This window comes from Microbacterium sp. C7(2022) (assembly GCF_028823665.1).
Taxonomy (GTDB): Bacteria; Actinomycetota; Actinomycetes; order Actinomycetales; family Microbacteriaceae; genus Microbacterium.
This window is the reverse complement of the sequence record NZ_JAPEHV010000002.1, coordinates 251996-270524: the sequence shown is the minus strand read 5'-3', so window position 1 is coordinate 270524 and position 18529 is coordinate 251996. Positions and strand designations below refer to the sequence as shown.

Below are 18529 nucleotides of genomic sequence, written 5' to 3'. Positions count from 1 at the left end.
ACTCCCAGTCTCGCACGCCAATTCAGGGTCGGCGAGGCCACTACTGAGTGGGTTCGAGTTGGACGATGAGCGGGCGGTGGTCCGAGCCGGAGTCGTCGAGCGATCGCAGGACGATCGATCCTGTCGCCTGCCAGTTCTCGCTCGCCATCACATGATCGATCGGAGCGCCCGCCAGCGTCGGCAGCGTGGCCGGCCAGGTGCCCACCGCGGCGTTGCCGGTCTCGAGCGCGGCATCCCGGCAATGTCCGAGGTCGGCGCCATCCACGCCGAGACCGCCGAAGTGATCGAGGGTCGCATTGAAGTCGCCGGCCATGATCACGTTCGCATCGCTGCATTGATCGGCAAGCCATTGCAGGTCAGAGCGCCACGCGTCCATGTAGGCCTCTCGCGGTGCCACCGCGTGCGCGACCACCACGATCGGTCCTGTGCCGTCGGTCGGAGCAGCCACGGCGCTGGGGAGCGTGGAGGTGTTGGTCACGCCGTCGATCGAGGATTCGATGACCGCATAGTCACCCATCTCCGGCGTAATCAGGAGCGTCGTGGAGCTGGCATCCCATCCATCCTCGCCATACTCGGTGTGATGAGCCCACATCGGGTGTCCGAGTTCGCGCATCGCAATAGCGACTTGCTCGCCTGTCTCGATCGTGGTCTCCGGCAGCGCGACGATGTCGGCGCTCATGGCGACCGCGATCTTCGCGATGGTATCGGCGGGCGTGGCGTCGCCGGCCGTGTTCCATGTCATGACTCGCACGCTGGTCTCAGTTTGCTGAGGGAAGGCATCGTCACCGTCACCGCCGCGCACGAACACGATCGCGGCAGAGGCGATGGACGCGATGCCAAGGACGAGCGCCACACCCAGTGCGAACGCGCGGAGCGGCCGAATCAGGGCGACCAGCAACGCGAGGAGAGTTGCGGCGATGAAGAACGCCAGCAGGATGCCGCGGAACGACACGATCTGAGCGATCGGGTACACGCGGTCGACACGGAAGAACGTCGGCCATGTGAGGATCGCCGCGCCAATGGCGATGACCACGGTGACGAGGATCCCGAACAGGCGAAGCACGCCGTGACTCTATGCGAGCAGTCTGAGAAATCGGTCGGTGGCCGGGGTGTAGACGACGCCCGGGTGTGTCTGCCAGACGCTACTGTCGACTCATGCACGGCACGACGCACATCGCAGGCCCGTGCGATCTGCACCTGCACTCGTCCCAGTCCGATGGTACGGAGCCGCCGGCCCAGGTGATGGCATCCGCTCATCGCCACGGGTTGCGGACGGTTGCGCTGACCGATCACGACACGACGTCGGGATGGGCGGAAGCCGCCGACGCCGCCGCGTCCCTCGACATGCTCCTCCTGCCAGGGATGGAGCTGTCCTCTCGGCATGAGTGGCGAAGCGTGCACCTCTTGGGGTACCTGTTCGATCCTGATGATGCGACACTTCGTGACCTGACGAGCCGTATCCGGTCGTCGAGGTTGGAACGCGCCCGCGCGATGGCTGATCGCATCGCGCGGGACATGGATCTGACGTGGGAAGACATCCTCGCGCATACGTCTGACGGCGCGACGGTAGGGCGCCCGCATATCGCTGATGCTTTGGTCAGTCGCGGGCTGGTGCGCGATCGTAGCGAGGCGTTCGACAGCATCCTGCACCCGGGTGGCGAGTATTACGTGGCGCTGTACGCGCCCGATCCCGTCACCGCGACCGCTGCCATTGTCGGTGCCGGGGGAGTGGCGATCGTGGCGCACCCTGCGGGGCGCGCGGGACTGCTGCCTGCGCCGCTCACCGAGCGAATGCTTGACGCGGGACTGTCGGGGTTCGAGCTGGGACACCGCGAGAATCAACCGGCTGCCACGCGCTCTCTCGCACGGATATGTCGAGACCGGGATCTGATCGTCACAGGGTCAAGCGACTACCACGGGATGGGCAAGCCCAACCTGCCTGGTGAGCACACAACAGCACCCGAGATGGTGCAGCGCATCATCGACCGCGCACACGGAAGCGCCCCCGTCTACCCGTAGGAGACGAGGGCGCTTCGCGAGGGGTGCGCGGACCTATCAGGCCAGGGCCTTGGCCTTCAGCGCGTCGTACTCGGCCTGCGTAATGGTGCCGGCATCCAGAAGAGCCTTCGCCTTGGCGATCTCTTCGGTCGGGCTGGCGGCCGAGCCCCCGGCCACCGACTTGATGTATTCGTCCTGGGCCTGCTTCATGTCTGCGGCGGCCTCGGCGCTACGACGTGCCATTCCGCTGCCACGGGCGATCAGGTAGACGAGCAGAGTGAGGAAGGGCACGAAGATCAGGAAGAAGATCCACACTGCCTTCCACCCGCCGTTCAGCTTGTGGTCCCGGAACAGGTCGCCGATCACGGCGAACAGCGCGAACAGGTAGGACATGAAGACGAAGATGAGCAGGAACCACCAGATGATGTCCCAGAACGATCCCCAGAAACCCTGGTACTCGTAGGAGGTGGTGACGGCGTCGATAAGTCGCACGGGGGGTGCCTTTCTGCATGCGATGTGGCGGCGCCATCCGCGCCGCGTCGATCACACCTTAGCGAACATGCGCCACTCCGTGCGGATTGGTTCCGTTGTGGGCGCGCTACGCGCTGGTCGGGGCGCTCGGCGTGCCGTTCGACCCGCCGCCGCCACCGCGACGCCGGCGGCGGCGGCGCGGTGCCGGCTTACCGTCGTGGTGTTCGGATCCACCACCATCGTGGGTTCCCGCACCTTCGGCGGACACATCCGCCGGCGCCGGCTCACCGTGCGTAGCGGGAACAGATGCGCCGGTGCCCGAGCCTGAGCGACGGCGGCGACGGCGGCGAGACGATGTCCCGGGTCCGTCGTTCGCCGAGGCGTCGGCCTGAGGGGTGGCATCCTTCTTCTGGCTCGCACCCGACTTCGCTGCGGGGTCGGCCTTCGGGGCCGTGCGGATGCGTCCCTTCGTTCCGGCGGGGATATCGAGATCGCTGTACAGATGGGGGCTCGACGAGTAGGTCTCCACGGGCTCGGGCTGACCGAAATCGAGGGCGCGGTTGATCAGCGCCCACTTGTGGAGGTCATCCCAGTCGACAAAGGTGACGGCGATTCCCGTCTTTCCCGCTCGACCCGTGCGGCCCGCGCGGTGCAGGTACGTCTTCTCGTCGTCAGGAATCGTGTGGTTGATGACGTGGGTGACGTCGTCGACATCGATTCCACGTGCGGCCACGTCGGTAGCGATCAACACGTCCTTCTTGCCGGACTTGAACGCCGCCATCGAACGCTCGCGTGCTTCCTGACTCATGTCGCCGTGCACGGCCCCGGCGTTGAACCCGCGATCGTTCAGTTCGTCGACGAGCTTCTGTGCGGCACGCTTGGTCCGGGTGAAAACTACGGTCTTCCCTCGACCTTCGGCCTGCAGAATGCGGGCGATGACCTCGTCCTTGTCGAGCGAGTGTGCCCGGTACACCAAATGGCGGATGTTTGCCTGCGTGAGGCCTTCATCGGGGTCACTGGCGCGCATGTGAATCGGGTTTGACATGAACCGTCGAGCCAGCGCGACGATCGGGCCGGGCATCGTTGCGGAGAAGAGTTGCGTGTGGCGGATCGCCGGCACCTTTTGGAAGATCTTCTCGATGTCGGCGAGGAAGCCGAGATCAAGCATCTTGTCGGCCTCGTCCAGCACGACCTCGGTCGCGTGCGACAGATCGAGGAGTCGTTGGTTGCTCAGGTCGATCAGGCGACCCGGGGTGCCGACGACGATCTGCGCGCCCGCCTTGAGTTGATCGATCTGACCCTCGTACGCCTTGCCGCCATAGATCGCCACCACGCTCGTGGCCCGGTTTCGGGTGAGCATATCCATGTCTTCGTAGACCTGTACCGCGAGCTCACGCGTGGGCACCACAATGAGTGCCTTCACTCCGTGAGTCGGCTCAAGCCCGAGTCTCTGAACGACCGGGATGCCGAACCCGAACGTCTTGCCGGTTCCCGTCTTCGCCTGCCCGATGATGTCCTGACCCGGAAGGGAAAGCGGGATCGTCTGCTCTTGAATAGGGAACGCATCGATGATGCCCTTCGCCTGGAGCGCGTCGACGATGTCCTGGTCTACGCCGAGTTCGGCGAAGGTCGTCACAATCTGTGCCTGTCCGGCAGTGAGATGCTGCCTGGTTCTAAGCCCCGGCGTGTCGTGTTCGACATGCAACGCGGGCGGAAAGCGATCCACGCCTTCTCTCGAGCCCAGGCGCGGGGGTCCCGATCCGACGCCGGGACGCCTTCCAGAATAGCCGAGGAGTGCCCGGATGCCTCCGAGTCGTATGCTGAACGGCGTGGTGAACTGGTTTTGGAAGCGGCGCGACACGGGCCGAAAGCTGCAGCTGCGCTCTCGCGATGACGTCGATGACACCACGCGTGTGGACTTCGAGGAGCTTGCGCCCGACATCGATACGTTCCTGGGTCAAGCCGCGTACCTGCAGCTCGGATACTTCGAAACCTTGAGTGAGCTGATCGCTCACACACCCGAGTTGGCGGACAAAGAGTCGTTGTCGAGAGCGGCGGGCGCAGCCCTCGATAAGCATGAAGGGCTCGTCGCGTTGATCCGTGATCGGGGTGCCGATCCCACCGCGCTGATGCTGCCGTTCCGCGAACCCCTGGACGCGTTTCGACGCGAGACGCACGGGGTCCGGCCGTTCGAGACCATGCTCGCCGTCCACATCACGGCCGGAATGCTCGACGATTTCTATCTCGCGCTGTCGGCGAGCTACGGCGATACCGGCGCGCGCGTCGCGCGAACTCTGCGGGCCGATGACGATCGTGAGGCGATCGTCGAAATCATCGGCCGCGCCATCGCGAACGACGAGCAGTGGCGGTGGCTGCTGGCGATGTGGGGTCGCCGTCTCGTCGGCGACACGCTGCTGATCGCACGTTCTGCGCTCCGCCCGGCCACCCTCGGCGCTGCGGACGAAGAGAAAGTCGAACCGGTGTTCACCCAATTGATGGCGGCCCACTCACGGCGAATGGACGCTATGGGCCTTGCGGCCTGAGTCGGAACCGCCCCACTGATGCGGGCGCGAGTCAGGCGATGCCCAGTTCGACACGCTCGCGAGCATCGTGCTCGATGCGGCGGCGCGCCATCACCAGCGTGACGGGATACGTCACCACCGGCGGCACGATGAGCATCGACAGCCAGAGCCAGACGCTGTCGGTCCCGATGCCAGCCCACGTCATCACGGCCCATGCAACTGACGCGGATGCGGCACCCAACACAGGTGCGAAAGCGACCCCGCGCGTATAGCGATCGGGGACGAGAAAGTGGATGCCGGCGCCGATCGCGGCGCCCACGACGAGCGCCAGAATAATCTGCATGTCAGGCCACGAAACCGACGCGGCGCGACTCTTCGGTCCCGATCTCGATGAACGCCAGACCGGCGGTGGGAACGATGTAGGAGTTGCCCTTTACGTCGGTGAATGAGACGTGAGTGGCCCCGGCGTCGAGGGCTGCGCCCACGGACTTCTTCACGGCTGCAGCCGTCTCGCTGGTGTCGAAGCTGAGCTCGCGGCCGGTGTTCGCGATGCCGATGCGGATCTCCACGTGATGCCCTCTTTCGCGGTGCTGCCCCGGCGATATCCGGGTGCACCGCAAGCCTACGACACACGCCCCGTTGCCTCGGTCGCTGGGCGCTCGCTCTGCGCGAACGGTCGATGAGGCATGCCCGTGAGTGTCGGAACGTACGGCTACGGTCGAGGGGTGGATGAGGCCAGCCGACAGGGGAGTGCGCGACGCGACGATGGCGTATTGAGTGCCGTTCTCGATTCTGTGCAGACGGCTGTGATCGCGCGGCCGGTGAGCGACTCTGCGGTCATCGTCGGCGGCCCGGGGAGCGGAAAGACGACCGCGCTGGTTCGTCGCGCCGTGCATCTCACGCGCGGCGCTGAGGCGCTTCCGCCGGATGCGATTCTTGCCGTGACGCCCTCTCGGCAGAGTGCAACCATGCTCCGGGATGAACTGGCGGTGGCCGTCGGACGAGCGACGTCCGGCCCGCTGGCTCGCTCCCTGACCTCCTTCGCCTTTCAGATCGTGCGCGCAGCGGCGGTGATGGCGGGAGAGCCTTCGCCGCAACTACTCACGGGAGCGGACGAAGACCAGATCATCGGGGATCTCCTCGCCGGGGACGCAGAAGATGAGCGCGCCGGTGAGTCCCGCTGGCCTGAGTGGCTCTCGCCCGAGATTCGCGCTACGGCTGGTTTCCGTGCGGAGGTGCGCACGTTCTTCGCCGAGTGCACGACGGTGGGTGTTGGCCCCGATCGCCTACGCGCGCTGGGCGCTCGCGACGGGCACGACATCTGGCAGTCCCTGTCGAGTTTCCTTGCCGAGTATCGGCAGGTTCGCGCGGTGATGCGCGGTGCCCACCGCGATGCGGCGGGACTCGTACGCGAGGCCGTTGAGATCGTGCGCAGAGAGGCGCCGGGGATTGAGACCCTCGACCGATTGCGTGTCTTGCTCGTGGATGATGCTCAAGAACTCACGTACGGCGGCGTGGCGTTGGTCGACGCCTTGCGTTCCCGTGGCATCGCGGTGATGGCATTCGGTGACCCCGATGTGGGATCCGGTGCGTTCCGGGGGGCGACACCAGCGAACTTCGCGTCGCTGGTGGCACGCATCGGCACGCCCATGGTGCTAGACGGCGTGCACCGTGGCACCCCAGCGCAGCACGACGTGATTCGCCGCGTCACGCAGAGTATCGGCGCGGTCGGAGTCGTCCATCACCGCACTCCGCCGGCAGCGCACGATGCCGCCGAAAGACACGCCGCCGAAAGAGATGCCGCAGGCACGGAACCGTCATTGCGCGCGTTGACCGCGCGCTCCAGTGCCGAAGAGTTTGATCTGATTGCGCGACTCCTGCGTGAACGCCACGTGCACGACGGGGTGGAATGGTCACAGTGTGCCGTGATCGCGCACGACACGCGTCAGGTTGCGGCGCTTCACACGGAACTGGCGGCGCGTGAAGTCCCGACTCGAACTGCGGGGGCAGGGAATGCACTCGGCGCGCTCGCCCCTGTGCGCGACTTGATGCACCTCCTGGAGCTGGCGTCAGCGACTGACTGGACGGCTGACGAGATCACAGCGGCGCTTTCGGGCACTTTTGGGCGGTTGGATGCCGTCGATGTTCGACGGTTGCGCTCGGCCCTGCGTCATCGCGAACTCGCAGAGGGAGGCCAACGAAGCGGCCGGGAGTTGCTGCTTAGCGCGATGCGCACTCCGCTCGAGCTCGATCTCGTGGATATGAGAGAGGCGCGCCGCGCCGCCGTGCTCGCTCGTACGCTCGAGGAGCTGCGGACTGGGCTTAGGCAGGGGGCGACCGCCCACGAGTTGCTGTGGACTGCGTGGAGTCGCAGCGGTTTGGAGCGTGCATGGTCGGATGCCGCCCGAGGACGTGGCCCGGTGGCGGAGCGCGCCCATCGCGACCTTGATGCGGTTGTGGCGGTGTTCCAATCAGCGAAGCGATTCGTCGAACGTTCCCTCGATGCCGATCCGATGGTGTTCGTTCGCAGTGTGATCGACAGTGCCGTCGCAGATGACCGCCTGGATGCACCACAATCGGGTGATTTTGTGCGGGTCATGACTCCCGCAGGCTCGCTTGGACTGGAGTTCGACACAGTGGTCGTCGCCGGTGTCCAAGACGGTGTGTGGCCGAACACGCGGCTACGCGGAAGTCTTTTGGAGACGTGGCGACTGGCGGGTGCCGCTGTTCGCGGCGATGAAGAGCCCGATGTCACGGACACATTGGATCGCCGTCGCGAGGCGATGAGCGATGAGCTCCGTCTCTTGGTTCGGGCGCTCTCACGGGCCACGGAACACCTCATCGTCACCGCAGTTGACGATGACGACACCGGTCCGAGCGTCTTTTTCGAGTTCTTCCCCGATTCGCAACGCGCAGTGATTGACCACCCGCTCTCACTGCGCGGACTGGTTGCTCGTCATCGCCGCCTCGCAGGGGAATCAGCCAGTCCGGCTCGTCGTGACCATTCTGCCGGGCAGCTCGCCTTGCTCGCCCGTGCAGGCGTGCCCGGCGCATCGCCGCAGGACTGGTACGGAGTGAAGGGTCCGACGTCGAACGGACCGGTGCGCGACGTGGCCCGCGAGGCCATCAGGGTCTCACCCTCCCGTCTGCACACGCTCGAGGAATGCGAGCTGAACTGGGTGATCGGCGACCTCGGAGGCGACGCGGGTAGTGCAACAGCAGGGTTGGGGACCATCATTCATGCGGCACTGGAGAACTCTGTAGGCAGTACGGAGGCTCAGCTGTGGGAGCAAGTCGAGTCGAGGTGGGGCGAACTGGACTTCGAGGCAGAGTGGCGCGACCGGGCGGAGCGTGCGAGGGCGCGCGACATGATCGGGCGTTTGCACAGGTATCTGAGTCGCTTCGAGCAGTCCGGCGGAGCGCTGCTCGATGCCGAGCCGCACTTCGAAGTTGCGATTCCCATGGACACGAACGTGTTTCCGCATGGGGCGATACTCTCCGGCTACATCGATCGAGTGGAGCTCACAGCCGAAGGAACCGTGGTGATCGTCGATCTCAAGACCGGCAAGCGCGAGCCCCAGACCGACGCGAAAGTGCTCGAGAATCCTCAGCTTGCGGCCTACCAGCTGGCTTTCGATTTCGGGGCAATCCCTGCGGCGACCGGCCATCCTTCGGGCGGAGCCAAGCTGCTCGTGCTCACGCCGTCCTCGACGCGCCTCGATTACGCCGAACCACGTCAAGCGCCGTTCGATGATGAGCGACGTGATGCGTTTCTTACGCGCGTGCGTGAGGCCGTGTCAGTGATGGGCGGCACAGTTTTTCGAGCGCCATATGAGGAGCACTGCCGCGATGAACACTCCTACGGACTATGTCGGATTCACACGATCGGCTCGGTGAGTGCATCGTGAACGACCAGCGCAAGTCGAAGGTATCCGTCAGCGCGCACGCGATCGCTGCGGCGTTGGGCCAGTTCCCGCCCACACAAGCGCAAGCGGCCGTGATCGAAGCGCCAATGGCGCCGGCGCTCGTCGTGGCGGGCGCGGGTAGTGGTAAGACCGAGACAATGGCGTCGCGCGTGGTGTGGCTCGTCGCGAACGGCTGGGTGCAACGGCACGAAGTCCTCGGCCTGACTTTCACACGGAAGGCCGCGGGCGAGTTGGCGGAACGTGTCCAGAAGCGCCTGCACCGGCTTTCGGAGTTCGAACACGCGGGACTTTTGCCGCATCTCGACCAGCTGCACGCGCACGGGGAGCTTGCGGTGTTCAGCGAACTTGAGCGCACACGCGTGCCCGGGGAGAGCGAGCAGAGGCGGCAAGACGTCATCCGCGCGCTGGCGCGTCGTGTCGGGGCGTCGCCGGAAGTGGCCGCTGCGGATGCCCTGCTTCATCGACCCACTGTGTTGACGTACAACAGCTTCGCCGATCAAATCGTGCGGGAGCATGCCGTGCGGGTGGGGCGCGATGCGGAGGTTGCCATCCTTTCCGAGTCCGCCGCGTGGCTGTTGATGCGGCGGGTCGTGTTGTCTTCGGACGATGACCGACTCGAACACCGAACCGAAGCGCTGCGTACGGTGATCGACGCGGCCCTGCGCATCGCACGCGACTGCAGCGATAACCTGGTGGACCTCGACGCCCTGGCCGCTTTTCCCGCGCGGTTCGATAGCGTGCTGGAGCGGCCATCTACCTCTGCGCGCACCGTGGTGTACCGCGACGTTGTCCTCGCGCACGCTCGTGTGAGCGGACTCTCTCTGCTCGCGGAGCTTGCCCGCGAGTATGGGCGACAGAAGCAGCGGCTTGGTGTCATCGACTTCTCAGACCAGGTTGCGGGCGCGCTCGAGGTGGTGGGTAGTCACACGACGGTGCGCGAGGAGATGCGCGACCGGTTCCGGGTCGTCCTCCTCGATGAATATCAGGACACCTCCGTCGTTCAAACGGATCTGTTGGCGACGTTGTTCGCAGACAGTTCGGTCATGGCAGTCGGCGACCCGCACCAGGCGATCTACGGGTGGCGTGGGGCGAGTGCTGGGAATCTCGGCGGGTTCGCTCACGCGTTCGCTCCGACGATGACCTGCGGCGAATACTCGCTAGTGACCAGCTGGCGAAACAGTTCCGCCGTCCTCGACGCGGCTAACGCGGTTCTCGCGCCGCTCGCGGCATCCGCCCCCGTCGCCGTCGAGCCCCTCCGCGCCCGTCCTGATGCTCCCGTGGGACACGTCGAGATGGCATTCGACAACGATCTCGATGCGGAAGCTGACCGGGTCGCAGAGTGGTTCGAACGCGTGCGCGCCGAACGCGCGGCGCGAGGGAGCGCCACCACCGGTGCCGTGTTGTTCCGCAGCAAGAAACACATGGTTCGCTTTGGCGATGCGTTGGCGCAGCGTGGCATCCCACATCGCATTCTCGGACTCGGCGGGCTGTTGTCGACGCCGGAGGTCGTCGACGTCGTGAGCACACTGCGGGTGATCAGCGACCCGACCGCGGGCTCGGCATTGATTCGGCTTCTGGCCGGGCCGCGCTGGGAGATCGGTCTTCCCGATCTACGGGAGTTGGCGTCGCTCAGCCGGCGCATTGCGCGCCATGATGCGGCCCTTCAGCCCCTCCCCGCGGGCGTGCTCGAAAGCTTGCGCTCGGGCGGGGGTGAAGAGAGCGGCAGCCTGGTCGACGCTCTGGACTTCATCGCTCGCCACCCGGCCGACCATGGGTGGCTCGCTGGCTTCACTGTGGACGCGCGCGCCCGTTTGCGCGAGGCCGGCGAAGTTCTCTCCGGCCTCCGACGTGCTGCCGGTGTTCCGATTCCTGAGCTTGTGCGCCTGATCGAATCAGAGTTGCGGCTCGACATCGAACTCGCGTCGAACGCGGCCCGAGGGCCAGCCCGTGTCGCCTCTGCGCAGCTGCGCGCATTCGTCGACGAGCTCCAGGGCTTCCTTGCGGCAGATGAGTCCGGGTCGTTGCCCGCGCTTCTCGCGTGGCTCGACCATGCCGAGCAACTGGACGAATTCGCTCCGCGCACTGAGCCTCCCGAAGACGATGTGGTGCAGCTGCTGACGATTCACGGATCGAAGGGGCTGGAATGGGACGCGGTGGCGGTCGTTCGGGTGGTGAAGGACGAACTGCCCAGCGCGCCGCGCGACACGCGAGCCTGGCTCGGCTTCGGAGTGTTGCCATATGAGTTCCGCGGCGACGCCGACTGGTTGCCACGTCTGCGATGGCACGAGGACGAGGCCCCGACCGCGCAGGCCATGCGTGACGCAATACTGGATTTCGCGGAAGAGGGCCGCGCACGCGGGGTAAACGAAGATCGACGCCTGGCGTATGTGGCCGTCACGCGTGCACGAGATCACCTCCTGCTGACGGGGTCGTTCTGGTCGGGGACGAAGAATCCACGCGAGCCGAGCGTGTTCTTTCGAGAGATCGCAGCCTCGCGAGGGATGGATCTGTCGGGATGTGATGCCGGAGACAATCCGTATCAAGGGGAGCGGCGCCTCTTGCGGTGGCCGCTCGATCCCTTGGGAGCGCGTCGCGCGCACGTGCTCGACGCTGCAGCGGCAGTGGAAACGGCACTCGCAAGCGAGCCCGTGATCCCTGACCGGGATGTCGCGTTGCTGCTTGCAGAACGTGAGGCGCGCCAGGGCGCCGCATCGCTCGTTGCTCCGACCCGGATCGCGGCATCGCGCTACAAGGACTTCGTGTCGGATTACGACGGGACTGTGGCGCAGATCGAGCGACCGCTGCCTGAGAGACCGTATCGCCAGACTCGTGTGGGCACGCTCTTCCATGCGTGGGTCGAGCAACGCTCCGGCCGCGCAGGGACTGGGCCGTCGCTCGACGATGCGCTGTGGGAAAGTGACGTCGAGAGCGATGCGAGCGTGGCGTCAGAGGATGATGCCGCGACGCTCGCTCGTTTGCGCGAACGTTTTCTTGCGTCTGAGTGGGCGGACCTGACGCCGCTGGAAGTGGAAAGCGAGATCAACTTCACCGATTCTGACCTCGACGGGCGAGACCATGTCGTGATCTGCAAACTCGATGCTGTCTATCGCCGCGACGACCGCGGGGGGCGGATCGAAATCGTGGATTGGAAGACGGGCGTGCCACCCAAAACCGACGCCGAGCGAGCAGAGCGGATGCTGCAATTGGAGCTGTATCGACGCGCCTATCACGCGAAACACGGAGTGGCCATGGACGACATCGACGTGGCGCTTTACTACGTCGCGGACGACCTCATCCTGCGCGGCTGAGTCTGCGTCCGGGGTCAGTCCGCGAGCCAGCGGCGGAGGGCGGCGTCAGAGGCGCGCTCCGCTTCCTCGGTATCCCCCGCAGCGGCGATCTCGGCCTCGAGATCGCCGAGCTCGATCGGTTCGGTCGCGTGTTCTTGGCCATCGGGGGTGAGGACCGACCCGCCGGGTTCGCCCGCACCCTCGGGCGACGCTGCGGGCGAATCGTCTTCGGTGAGCCAGCCTGACAGCTCATCCGCGTCATACGCGTCGGTCTGCATCGAGGTATCCACGGTCACTGCCGAAGGCGCAAGATTGGCCACCATAGCCAGTGCCGAATCTGCATCCGACAGCTCTTCTGCGGCAATATCCTCGCCGCCCGTGCTCTGGGCGAGGGACCGCAACAATTCTTCCGCGTCAGTCAGCACGTCCTCGTTGCCCTCGTCGTAGCCGTGGACTAGCCACTTGGCGAACTCGAGCTCGGCGTACAGGCGACTGCGGGCCCGAAGCATCGGGTCAGGAGAGCGTCCTCCCGCCGCCGAGTATGCCGCGAAGACGTCATCTGCCGCATCGGGGGACGAGGCGAGCCACTGGAGGTCCAAAGCGGGGTCTGCGACACCGAGCCCATGCCACTCGAGGAGTCCCGTGACCGTCGGCACCTCGTCGAGGTCCTCGACCACGAAGGAAGCAGCTGTCACGCCACCGAGGGTCACCGTGGTCTCGAAGCGCCACAACCCGTCGTCGGCCACCGCTCGTCGCCAGCGGGCCGTGAGCGACACCGGAACGCGCTCGGTGGCATCCGCTCTATCCAGGAGCCGCGTGACCTCGGCACGCACCTGCGATGTTGTGCGCGCGGGGAGCCCGGGTGAGCGCACGATCGAGGTGGGCAGGGCATGAACGGCGGCGATAGCCGCGCCGAGCGAGGGTGCCAGTCCGCGTCCTGCGGGAACGTGCGGCGCCTCGACCCGGTAGCCAGGGACGTAGCTCATGACGGCAGCGCGCACTCCGCCCAGCGACGATTGACCGAGCACGTGGGGTGCCTGGAAAGGCAGCAGCTCACGCACACCAGCCGTCAGCGCATCGAGAGCACGAAGCTCATCGGCTAACCGTGCGGCTGCGTTCTCATCGTTCGGTACGCGTACGACCACTCGAACGCCGCCGTCTATCTCGACGAGTGCGGAGTCAAAGGCTCCGTTGACGCGTTCAGAGAGCGGGCTGACCCTCGTAGCCACGGCACCGGGCAAGGCCGATGTGACGGACGCGGCTAGAGTGAGAGGGGAGCGTGCCATGAGCCCAGCGTAGGTCGGGTCTCGGCGCCCCGCGCCGCGCCACGCCCTGATAGGTGCCAGTCACGCCGAGGGCGTTTCGCCGTGAGAGACGACCCGATCGCAGGAGGATTGGCTGATATGACATCACACGTTGATCCCGCCCTGAGGCCAGTCGGATATCGTCGTCCGGGTGCTGAGCGGGCCCGCCCGGATGCCGTCGACGAGGCGCGCAGGGACCCGCGGTCCCGGGTCCTCGTGTTGCACGGAGATCGGGTTCCGCTGGCAAGTGGCGGCCACGTGAGGTGGTGTGCGGTCGATGATGCGCCGCCCGCGACGCAGTGGGCAATGCTCGGTGCATTCGCGGATGGTTCGCCCGCGCTGCTGGCAATCGTGTCGGACGATCACGTCGCCGATTTCGTCGAGCCAGTGGACTGGCAAAGTGTGCGGCGCGTCACGCACGGGCTCGACCCGGACGACGCGGCAGCGGCGGTCGCCGCGGTCAGTCTCAGCCGCTGGTTGACCGACGCATCATTCTGCCCCGCGTGTGGAGAGCGGGCCGACGTCGAAGACGGTGGTTGGTCCCGTCGTTGCGCCTCGTGCGGACGGCAACACTTTCCGCGAACCGATCCCGCCGTGATCGTGGCTGTGACCAGCGCCACAGATCCTGATCGTCTCCTATTAGGGAACAACACCCTTTGGGAGCCCAACCGATTCTCCTGCTTCGCGGGCTTCGTCGAGGCAGGGGAGTCGGCCGAGGACGCCGTGCGCCGCGAACTCCGTGAAGAGTGCGGTATCCGTGTGCACACGATGCGCTATCGCGGCTCGCAGGCGTGGCCCTTCCCACGCTCATTCATGCTTGGCTTCCTCGCCGACGGGATCGATGACAACGATGCTCGCGCCGATGGTGAAGAGATCCGCACCGTCCGTTGGTTCACGCGTGACGAGCTGCGCGCGGCATTCCGCGGCGACAGTGACATCGTGCTACCGGGTGCCGCGTCCATCTCTCATGCCCTGATTCGAGGGTGGTGCGACGGCGAGTGAGTGACGCAGCCCTTGAAGGACTCGACGAGCAACAGCGCGAGGCCGCACGGATTCTGCGTGGCCCCCTGGCCGTGATGGCGGGCGCCGGTACGGGAAAGACGCGCGTCATCACCCACAGGATTGCCCACGGCGTCGATACGGGTGCGTTCTCCCCAGGTCGCGTGATGGCTCTCACATTCACCACCAAGGCCGCGGGGGAGATGAGGAGCCGGCTCCGTGCGCTCGGAGTCGGCGGCGTGGCCGCGCGTACCTTCCACTCGACGGCGCTCGCGCAGTTGAACTTCTTCTGGCCGACAATCGCAGGGGACAGCGCGCCGACCATCATCGACAACAAAGTGCGCTTGCTGGCCCATGCCGCCGACACGATCGGAATGAGCCTCGACACCGCGACTCTGCGTGATGTTGCCGCCGGTATCGAGTGGCGCAAGGTCACGATGCGGAGCATCGAGGCCTACGCGCATGCCCGGCCCGACGGTGTCGGTCGGCTGGGGGTTGAGCGAGTCGTCGACTTGCAACGCGCGTACGAGAAACTTAAGGACGAACGCCGACAGCTTGATTTCGAGGATGTGCTGCTCGCGTGCGCGGGAATGCTTGAGGCTGAACCCCGCGTGGCGCGCGCCGTGCACGAGCAGTACCGTCACTTCACCGTCGACGAGTTTCAAGACGTTTCCCCGTTGCAGAATCGCCTGTTGGAATTATGGCTCGGCGACCGTCGTGACCTTGCGGTCGTCGGGGATGCGAGTCAAACGATCTACTCGTTCGCGGGAGCGGACGCGCGCTACCTCCTCGAGTTCGAGCGACGGCACGAAGGTGCCGCCGTTGTGCGACTGGACGTCAACTATCGCTCCGATAGCGGCGTGCTCGCCGCCGCAAACGAGCTGATGCGTGATCGGCCGGGCGCGCTTCACCTGACAGCGGCGCATGCGGCGACCGACCACGCCCTCCCGACAGTCACGGCGTTCAATGACGATGACGCCGAGGCGCGCGAAGTCGCCTCCCGTGTGACATCGCAGATCGCCGCCGGGATCGACCCACGTACGATCGCGGTGCTCTACCGTTCGCATGCACAGTCGGCTGAGATCTTGTCGGCGTTGGCGTTACGGGGCGTCGCTGCTGGTGTGCTCGGGGGGCGCCGATTCTTTGAGATGCCCGAGGTGCGCCAAGCGGTGTTGGCGCTCCGGGGCGCGGCAGTCGCTCCGATGCAGGCCGGGTTTGTGGAGACGGTTCGTGATGTCTTGCGATCGCTCGGGCTGACAGCGGACCCTCCCGAGGCTGGCGGTGCGCTCCGAGATGCGTGGGAGGCTCGCGCTGCCCTTCTTCGTCTCGCCGAAGAGGCAGGACCGACCGCGACCCTGCGCACCTTCACCGACGATTTGATGGCACGAGCGAAGGCAGGCGAGGATCCCGCGATGCGCACGGTGACGCTGGCGACGCTACACGCGGCAAAAGGCCTGGAATGGGATCACGTTCACATCATCGGAGTTGCCGAGGGCCTCTTGCCCATTTCGTACGCGTCGACGTTCGAACAGATCGATGAAGAGCGCCGACTGGCATATGTCGGCATTACGCGGGCGTCGCGAACGCTCGCATTGACGTGGGCGCGCGGTGCGCGAGATCGACAACCATCGCGGTTTCTGAAAGAGATCGGCACCGGCAATCTTCGTGAGGTGGGAACGCGCGCACCTCGCGGTGCGGCGAGTCGGCGCGGACGCTGATCGTTTCGCCTGCCAGCGATGCTGTTGCCTCAGCGGCAATCAGTCTGCTCGCGGCGGACGCCGCTTCGCGAATGACGCTCACGTCCGTCACGTCGACGGGGCGTGCGACGAGCTGCGCTGCCAGAACGGGCCAGTCCGGGTCATCGGCGCTTTCGTGCAAGGCTACGCAGGCGAGGCATGCCGTGGAACCCGGGCGGATGAGCGGCCCAATGGTGGCTTCCGACCCTCGGAAGACAACCGGGAGGTGAGGTACATCGTCGGTCATCAAGCGAGCGGCGAATCGGGGTTCGACCAGATGGCATGCCAGAACAATCGTGATGTCAGGACGGTTGGTGGCGGGCGCAGACTGATCCCACGCGCGCACCATCGCGAGTCCGTCGGCTGCGAGGCTGTCGCTGAAAACCTCGTACTGGGCATGACTTACTTCGGGTGACACCACAACGGCCGCGGCGAGAGGTCGGTGCGACGAATCATCCCTGATGGCTGGGCGAATGTGGTCGACCAGCCCTTCCGCGCCGCCGGGCGGTGCACCCGCAACAGCAGCCAGAGCGTCGAAGGCATCCGCCGCCACGCCCCGTTCTAGTGCGCGAATGATGCGCAATTGCCACGGGAGGGGGTATGTGAGTGTCGCGACCGCAGGAAGGCCGAACTGGAGTACTGACGCCGATCGCCACAGTGGCGGGTAGGCGGGATCGATACGCGGCATGGCTCGATCATGGACGACGGCCCCGCGCTCGCGCCGGTCCTCCACAGGTCGCTGCGCAGAAAGCTTTGCGCAGCGACCTGGGGAGGAGGGTCAGACCGGTCGGTGGTCGTCGGGGTGGCTGTCGCCAGTCGAGTCGTCTTGTTCGGGGGTCGGGGCCGGCGGCACCTCACCCGCCAACAGCCGCTCGAGCGCATCATCGAACTCGTCCGACGCTGGCTGCTCGCCGCGAGCTGTGGCCTCCAGACGCGCCACCAGCGCGCCGGGGTCATCGATGTCGTCGGATGTGGGCATGAGGTCGGGGTAGTCCCACAACGAATCGCGGGCGGCGGGGCCGACGGCATCCGTGACCGCTCGCCACATCGATGCGGCCTCGCGCATACGCCGGGGTCGCAGTTCGAGCCCGACGAGAGCGCCGAGGGCTCGTTCGGCAGGTCCGCCGACTGCGCGTCGCCTGCGCACGGCCTCCGCGATGCGATCTGCGGAAGGGAGCCTCTCCGTCGCGTCGGCCGTCACGACGTCGACCCACCCTTCGATGGTGGCGAGGAGGTTCTCGAGCCGAGTGAGGGCGGCCTGCTGGGCGTCCGACCGCGGCGGGAGCAGTGCTCCGCTTTCCAGCGCGCGGCGGAGTTCCTCCGTGTCGGAAGGATCGAACCGGCTCGCGAGATCTTCGAGCGCGTCTGTATCTACGCGGACCCCGCGGGCATAGTCGGTGATTTGCGAGATCACGTGCAGGCGCAGCCATCGTGCGTGCCGGAACAACCGCGCATGCGCAAGCTCTCTCGTTGCGATGTAGAGAGCGACCTGGTCGTCCGGAATCTCGAGCGCGGTTCCGAAATCGGCGAAGTTCTGAGGGAGGACGGCGTACTCACCGTCGGGCATCAGGGGAATGCCCACATCACCGCCGCTGACCACCTCTTTGGAGAGGTTTCCGACAACCTGGCCCAATTGAGCGGCGAACATGGCACCGCCCACGCCGCGCATGAGTCGACCGGCGCCGCGAACAAGATCCTGCATGTCCTCAGGCGCTTGAGCGCCCAGCGCAGAGGTCAGCGCATCTGCAACACTCGTGGCGACGGGTGCTGCCATGTCCTGCCACACGGGGAGAGTCGCCGTGACCCAGTCACCGCGGCTCATCGCGCGCGGGGCGGAGGCGAGCTGCGAGATCCCGGTGGCCTCGCTCAGCCACAGATTCGCGAGCGTGTACGCCTGCTGCAAGTCAGTGCGCTGGCCGTCGGTCACCGACAGGCCGTCCTGGTTTGCGATGTGCAGGGCTGCGCGGCGCGCTTGCTCCCAGTCGATCTCTCCGTCTGATGCCATCGCACCTTGCACCTGTCGGAGGATGTTCTGCATCATTGCCGGGTTTACGTCGGTACCCGTCATCTGGGACAACTGCTCGAGTTGCTCGGGTGTGAACTGCGCACCGGCACCACTCAGGAGCTGGCGCAGCAGTTCCTGCAGGTCGTCCGGGTTCTGATCGTCCTCTGCCACTTCGGTCGCCTCTCAGCTGGTCGATCTCGTCACGCTCTACGCTAGTCGCAGCATCCCTGCAGCGACCGGCCGTGCCCTCAATCCGCTTACGCCGCTCGCGAACGACCCGC

General features: G+C 66.0%; 13 protein-coding genes. 6 read left to right on the top strand and 7 right to left on the bottom strand.

Annotation, left to right across the window (positions count from 1 at the left end; translation table 11 throughout):
* Positions 1-40: 40 nt before the first annotated feature.
* Entirely contained in the window at positions 41-1063 is a 1023-nt protein-coding gene (locus tag ON062_RS03380) for an endonuclease/exonuclease/phosphatase family protein (RefSeq protein ID WP_274645712.1), read from the bottom strand.
* Positions 1064-1155: 92 nt separating this feature from the next.
* Here ON062_RS03380 and ON062_RS03375 point away from each other — a divergent pair, with 92 nt between their 5' ends.
* Positions 1156-2019 carry a PHP domain-containing protein gene (locus ON062_RS03375; RefSeq protein WP_274645711.1) on the top strand — a complete coding sequence of 288 codons (864 nt, stop codon included), beginning with the start codon at positions 1156-1158 and terminating at the stop codon, positions 2017-2019.
* 36 nt (positions 2020-2055) lie between these two features.
* Here the strand turns inward: ON062_RS03375 and ON062_RS03370 are convergent, their stop codons facing one another.
* Together ON062_RS03370 and ON062_RS03365 are read right to left on the bottom strand one after the other, a co-directional pair.
* A complete protein-coding gene (locus tag ON062_RS03370; protein ID WP_274645710.1) occupies positions 2056-2490 on the bottom strand; it encodes an SHOCT domain-containing protein in 435 nt (144 codons plus the stop codon).
* A gap of 106 nt (positions 2491-2596) precedes the next feature.
* Entirely contained in the window at positions 2597-4105 is a 1509-nt protein-coding gene (locus ON062_RS03365) for a DEAD/DEAH box helicase (protein WP_274645709.1), read from the bottom strand.
* Positions 4106-4298: 193 nt separating this feature from the next.
* Here ON062_RS03365 and ON062_RS03360 point away from each other — a divergent pair, with 193 nt between their 5' ends.
* A complete protein-coding gene (locus ON062_RS03360; protein WP_274645879.1) occupies positions 4299-5012 on the top strand; it encodes a ferritin-like fold-containing protein in 714 nt (237 codons plus the stop codon).
* Positions 5013-5043: 31 nt separating this feature from the next.
* On the opposite strand, the gene ON062_RS03355 is transcribed toward ON062_RS03360, so the two are convergent.
* On the bottom strand, positions 5044-5334 hold the full coding sequence (locus ON062_RS03355; protein ID WP_274645708.1) for a hypothetical protein: 291 nt from the start codon (positions 5332-5334) through the stop codon (positions 5044-5046).
* Between the two features lies 1 nt (position 5335).
* Positions 5336-5560, bottom strand: coding sequence for a DUF3107 domain-containing protein (locus ON062_RS03350; RefSeq protein WP_274645707.1), 225 nt, complete (start codon positions 5558-5560; stop codon positions 5336-5338).
* A gap of 117 nt (positions 5561-5677) precedes the next feature.
* On the opposite strand from ON062_RS03350, the gene ON062_RS03345 reads away from it, so the two are divergent.
* Positions 5678-8899, top strand: a complete 3222-nt coding sequence (locus tag ON062_RS03345; RefSeq protein WP_274645706.1) for an ATP-dependent DNA helicase — start codon at positions 5678-5680, stop codon at positions 8897-8899.
* Positions 8860-12225: an ATP-dependent DNA helicase gene (locus ON062_RS03340; RefSeq protein ID WP_274645705.1), complete on the top strand. Its 3366-nt coding sequence runs from the start codon at positions 8860-8862 to the stop codon at positions 12223-12225. The genes ON062_RS03345 and ON062_RS03340 overlap by 40 nt, the downstream gene beginning before the upstream one ends.
* Positions 12226-12239: 14 nt before the next feature.
* Here ON062_RS03340 and ON062_RS03335 read toward each other — a convergent pair whose 3' ends face one another.
* Positions 12240-13490 (bottom strand): phosphotransferase, encoded by a 1251-nt coding sequence (locus tag ON062_RS03335; protein WP_274645704.1) that lies wholly within the window; start codon positions 13488-13490, stop codon positions 12240-12242.
* Between the two features lie 324 nt (positions 13491-13814).
* Here ON062_RS03335 and nudC point away from each other — a divergent pair, with 324 nt between their 5' ends.
* Positions 13815-14510 (top strand): NAD(+) diphosphatase, encoded by a 696-nt coding sequence (gene nudC, locus ON062_RS03330; protein WP_274645703.1) that lies wholly within the window; start codon positions 13815-13817, stop codon positions 14508-14510.
* Positions 14507-16225, top strand: a complete 1719-nt coding sequence (locus ON062_RS03325; protein ID WP_274645702.1) for an ATP-dependent helicase — start codon at positions 14507-14509, stop codon at positions 16223-16225. Before nudC ends, ON062_RS03325 begins: the two co-directional genes overlap by 4 nt.
* Before the next feature lie 796 nt (positions 16226-17021).
* Here the strand turns inward: ON062_RS03325 and ON062_RS03320 are convergent.
* Entirely contained in the window at positions 17022-18419 is a 1398-nt protein-coding gene (locus ON062_RS03320; RefSeq protein WP_274645701.1) for a zinc-dependent metalloprotease, read from the bottom strand.
* Positions 18420-18529 lie beyond the last annotated feature (110 nt).

Bases quoted from the DNA above. Each gene is read 5' to 3' on its own strand.
- ON062_RS03335 (WP_274645704.1), bottom strand. From the start codon at position 13,490: ATGGCACGCTCCCCTCTCACTCTAGCCGCGTCCGTCACATCGGCCTTG.
- ON062_RS03340 (WP_274645705.1), top strand. From the start codon at position 8,860: ATGTCGGATTCACACGATCGGCTCGGTGAGTGCATCGTGAACGACCAG.
- ON062_RS03345 (WP_274645706.1), top strand. From the start codon at position 5,678: ATGCCCGTGAGTGTCGGAACGTACGGCTACGGTCGAGGGGTGGATGAG.
- ON062_RS03355 (WP_274645708.1), bottom strand. From the start codon at position 5,334: ATGCAGATTATTCTGGCGCTCGTCGTGGGCGCCGCGATCGGCGCCGGC.
- ON062_RS03375 (WP_274645711.1), top strand. From the start codon at position 1,156: ATGCACGGCACGACGCACATCGCAGGCCCGTGCGATCTGCACCTGCAC.
- nudC (WP_274645703.1), top strand. From the start codon at position 13,815: ATGCTCGGTGCATTCGCGGATGGTTCGCCCGCGCTGCTGGCAATCGTG.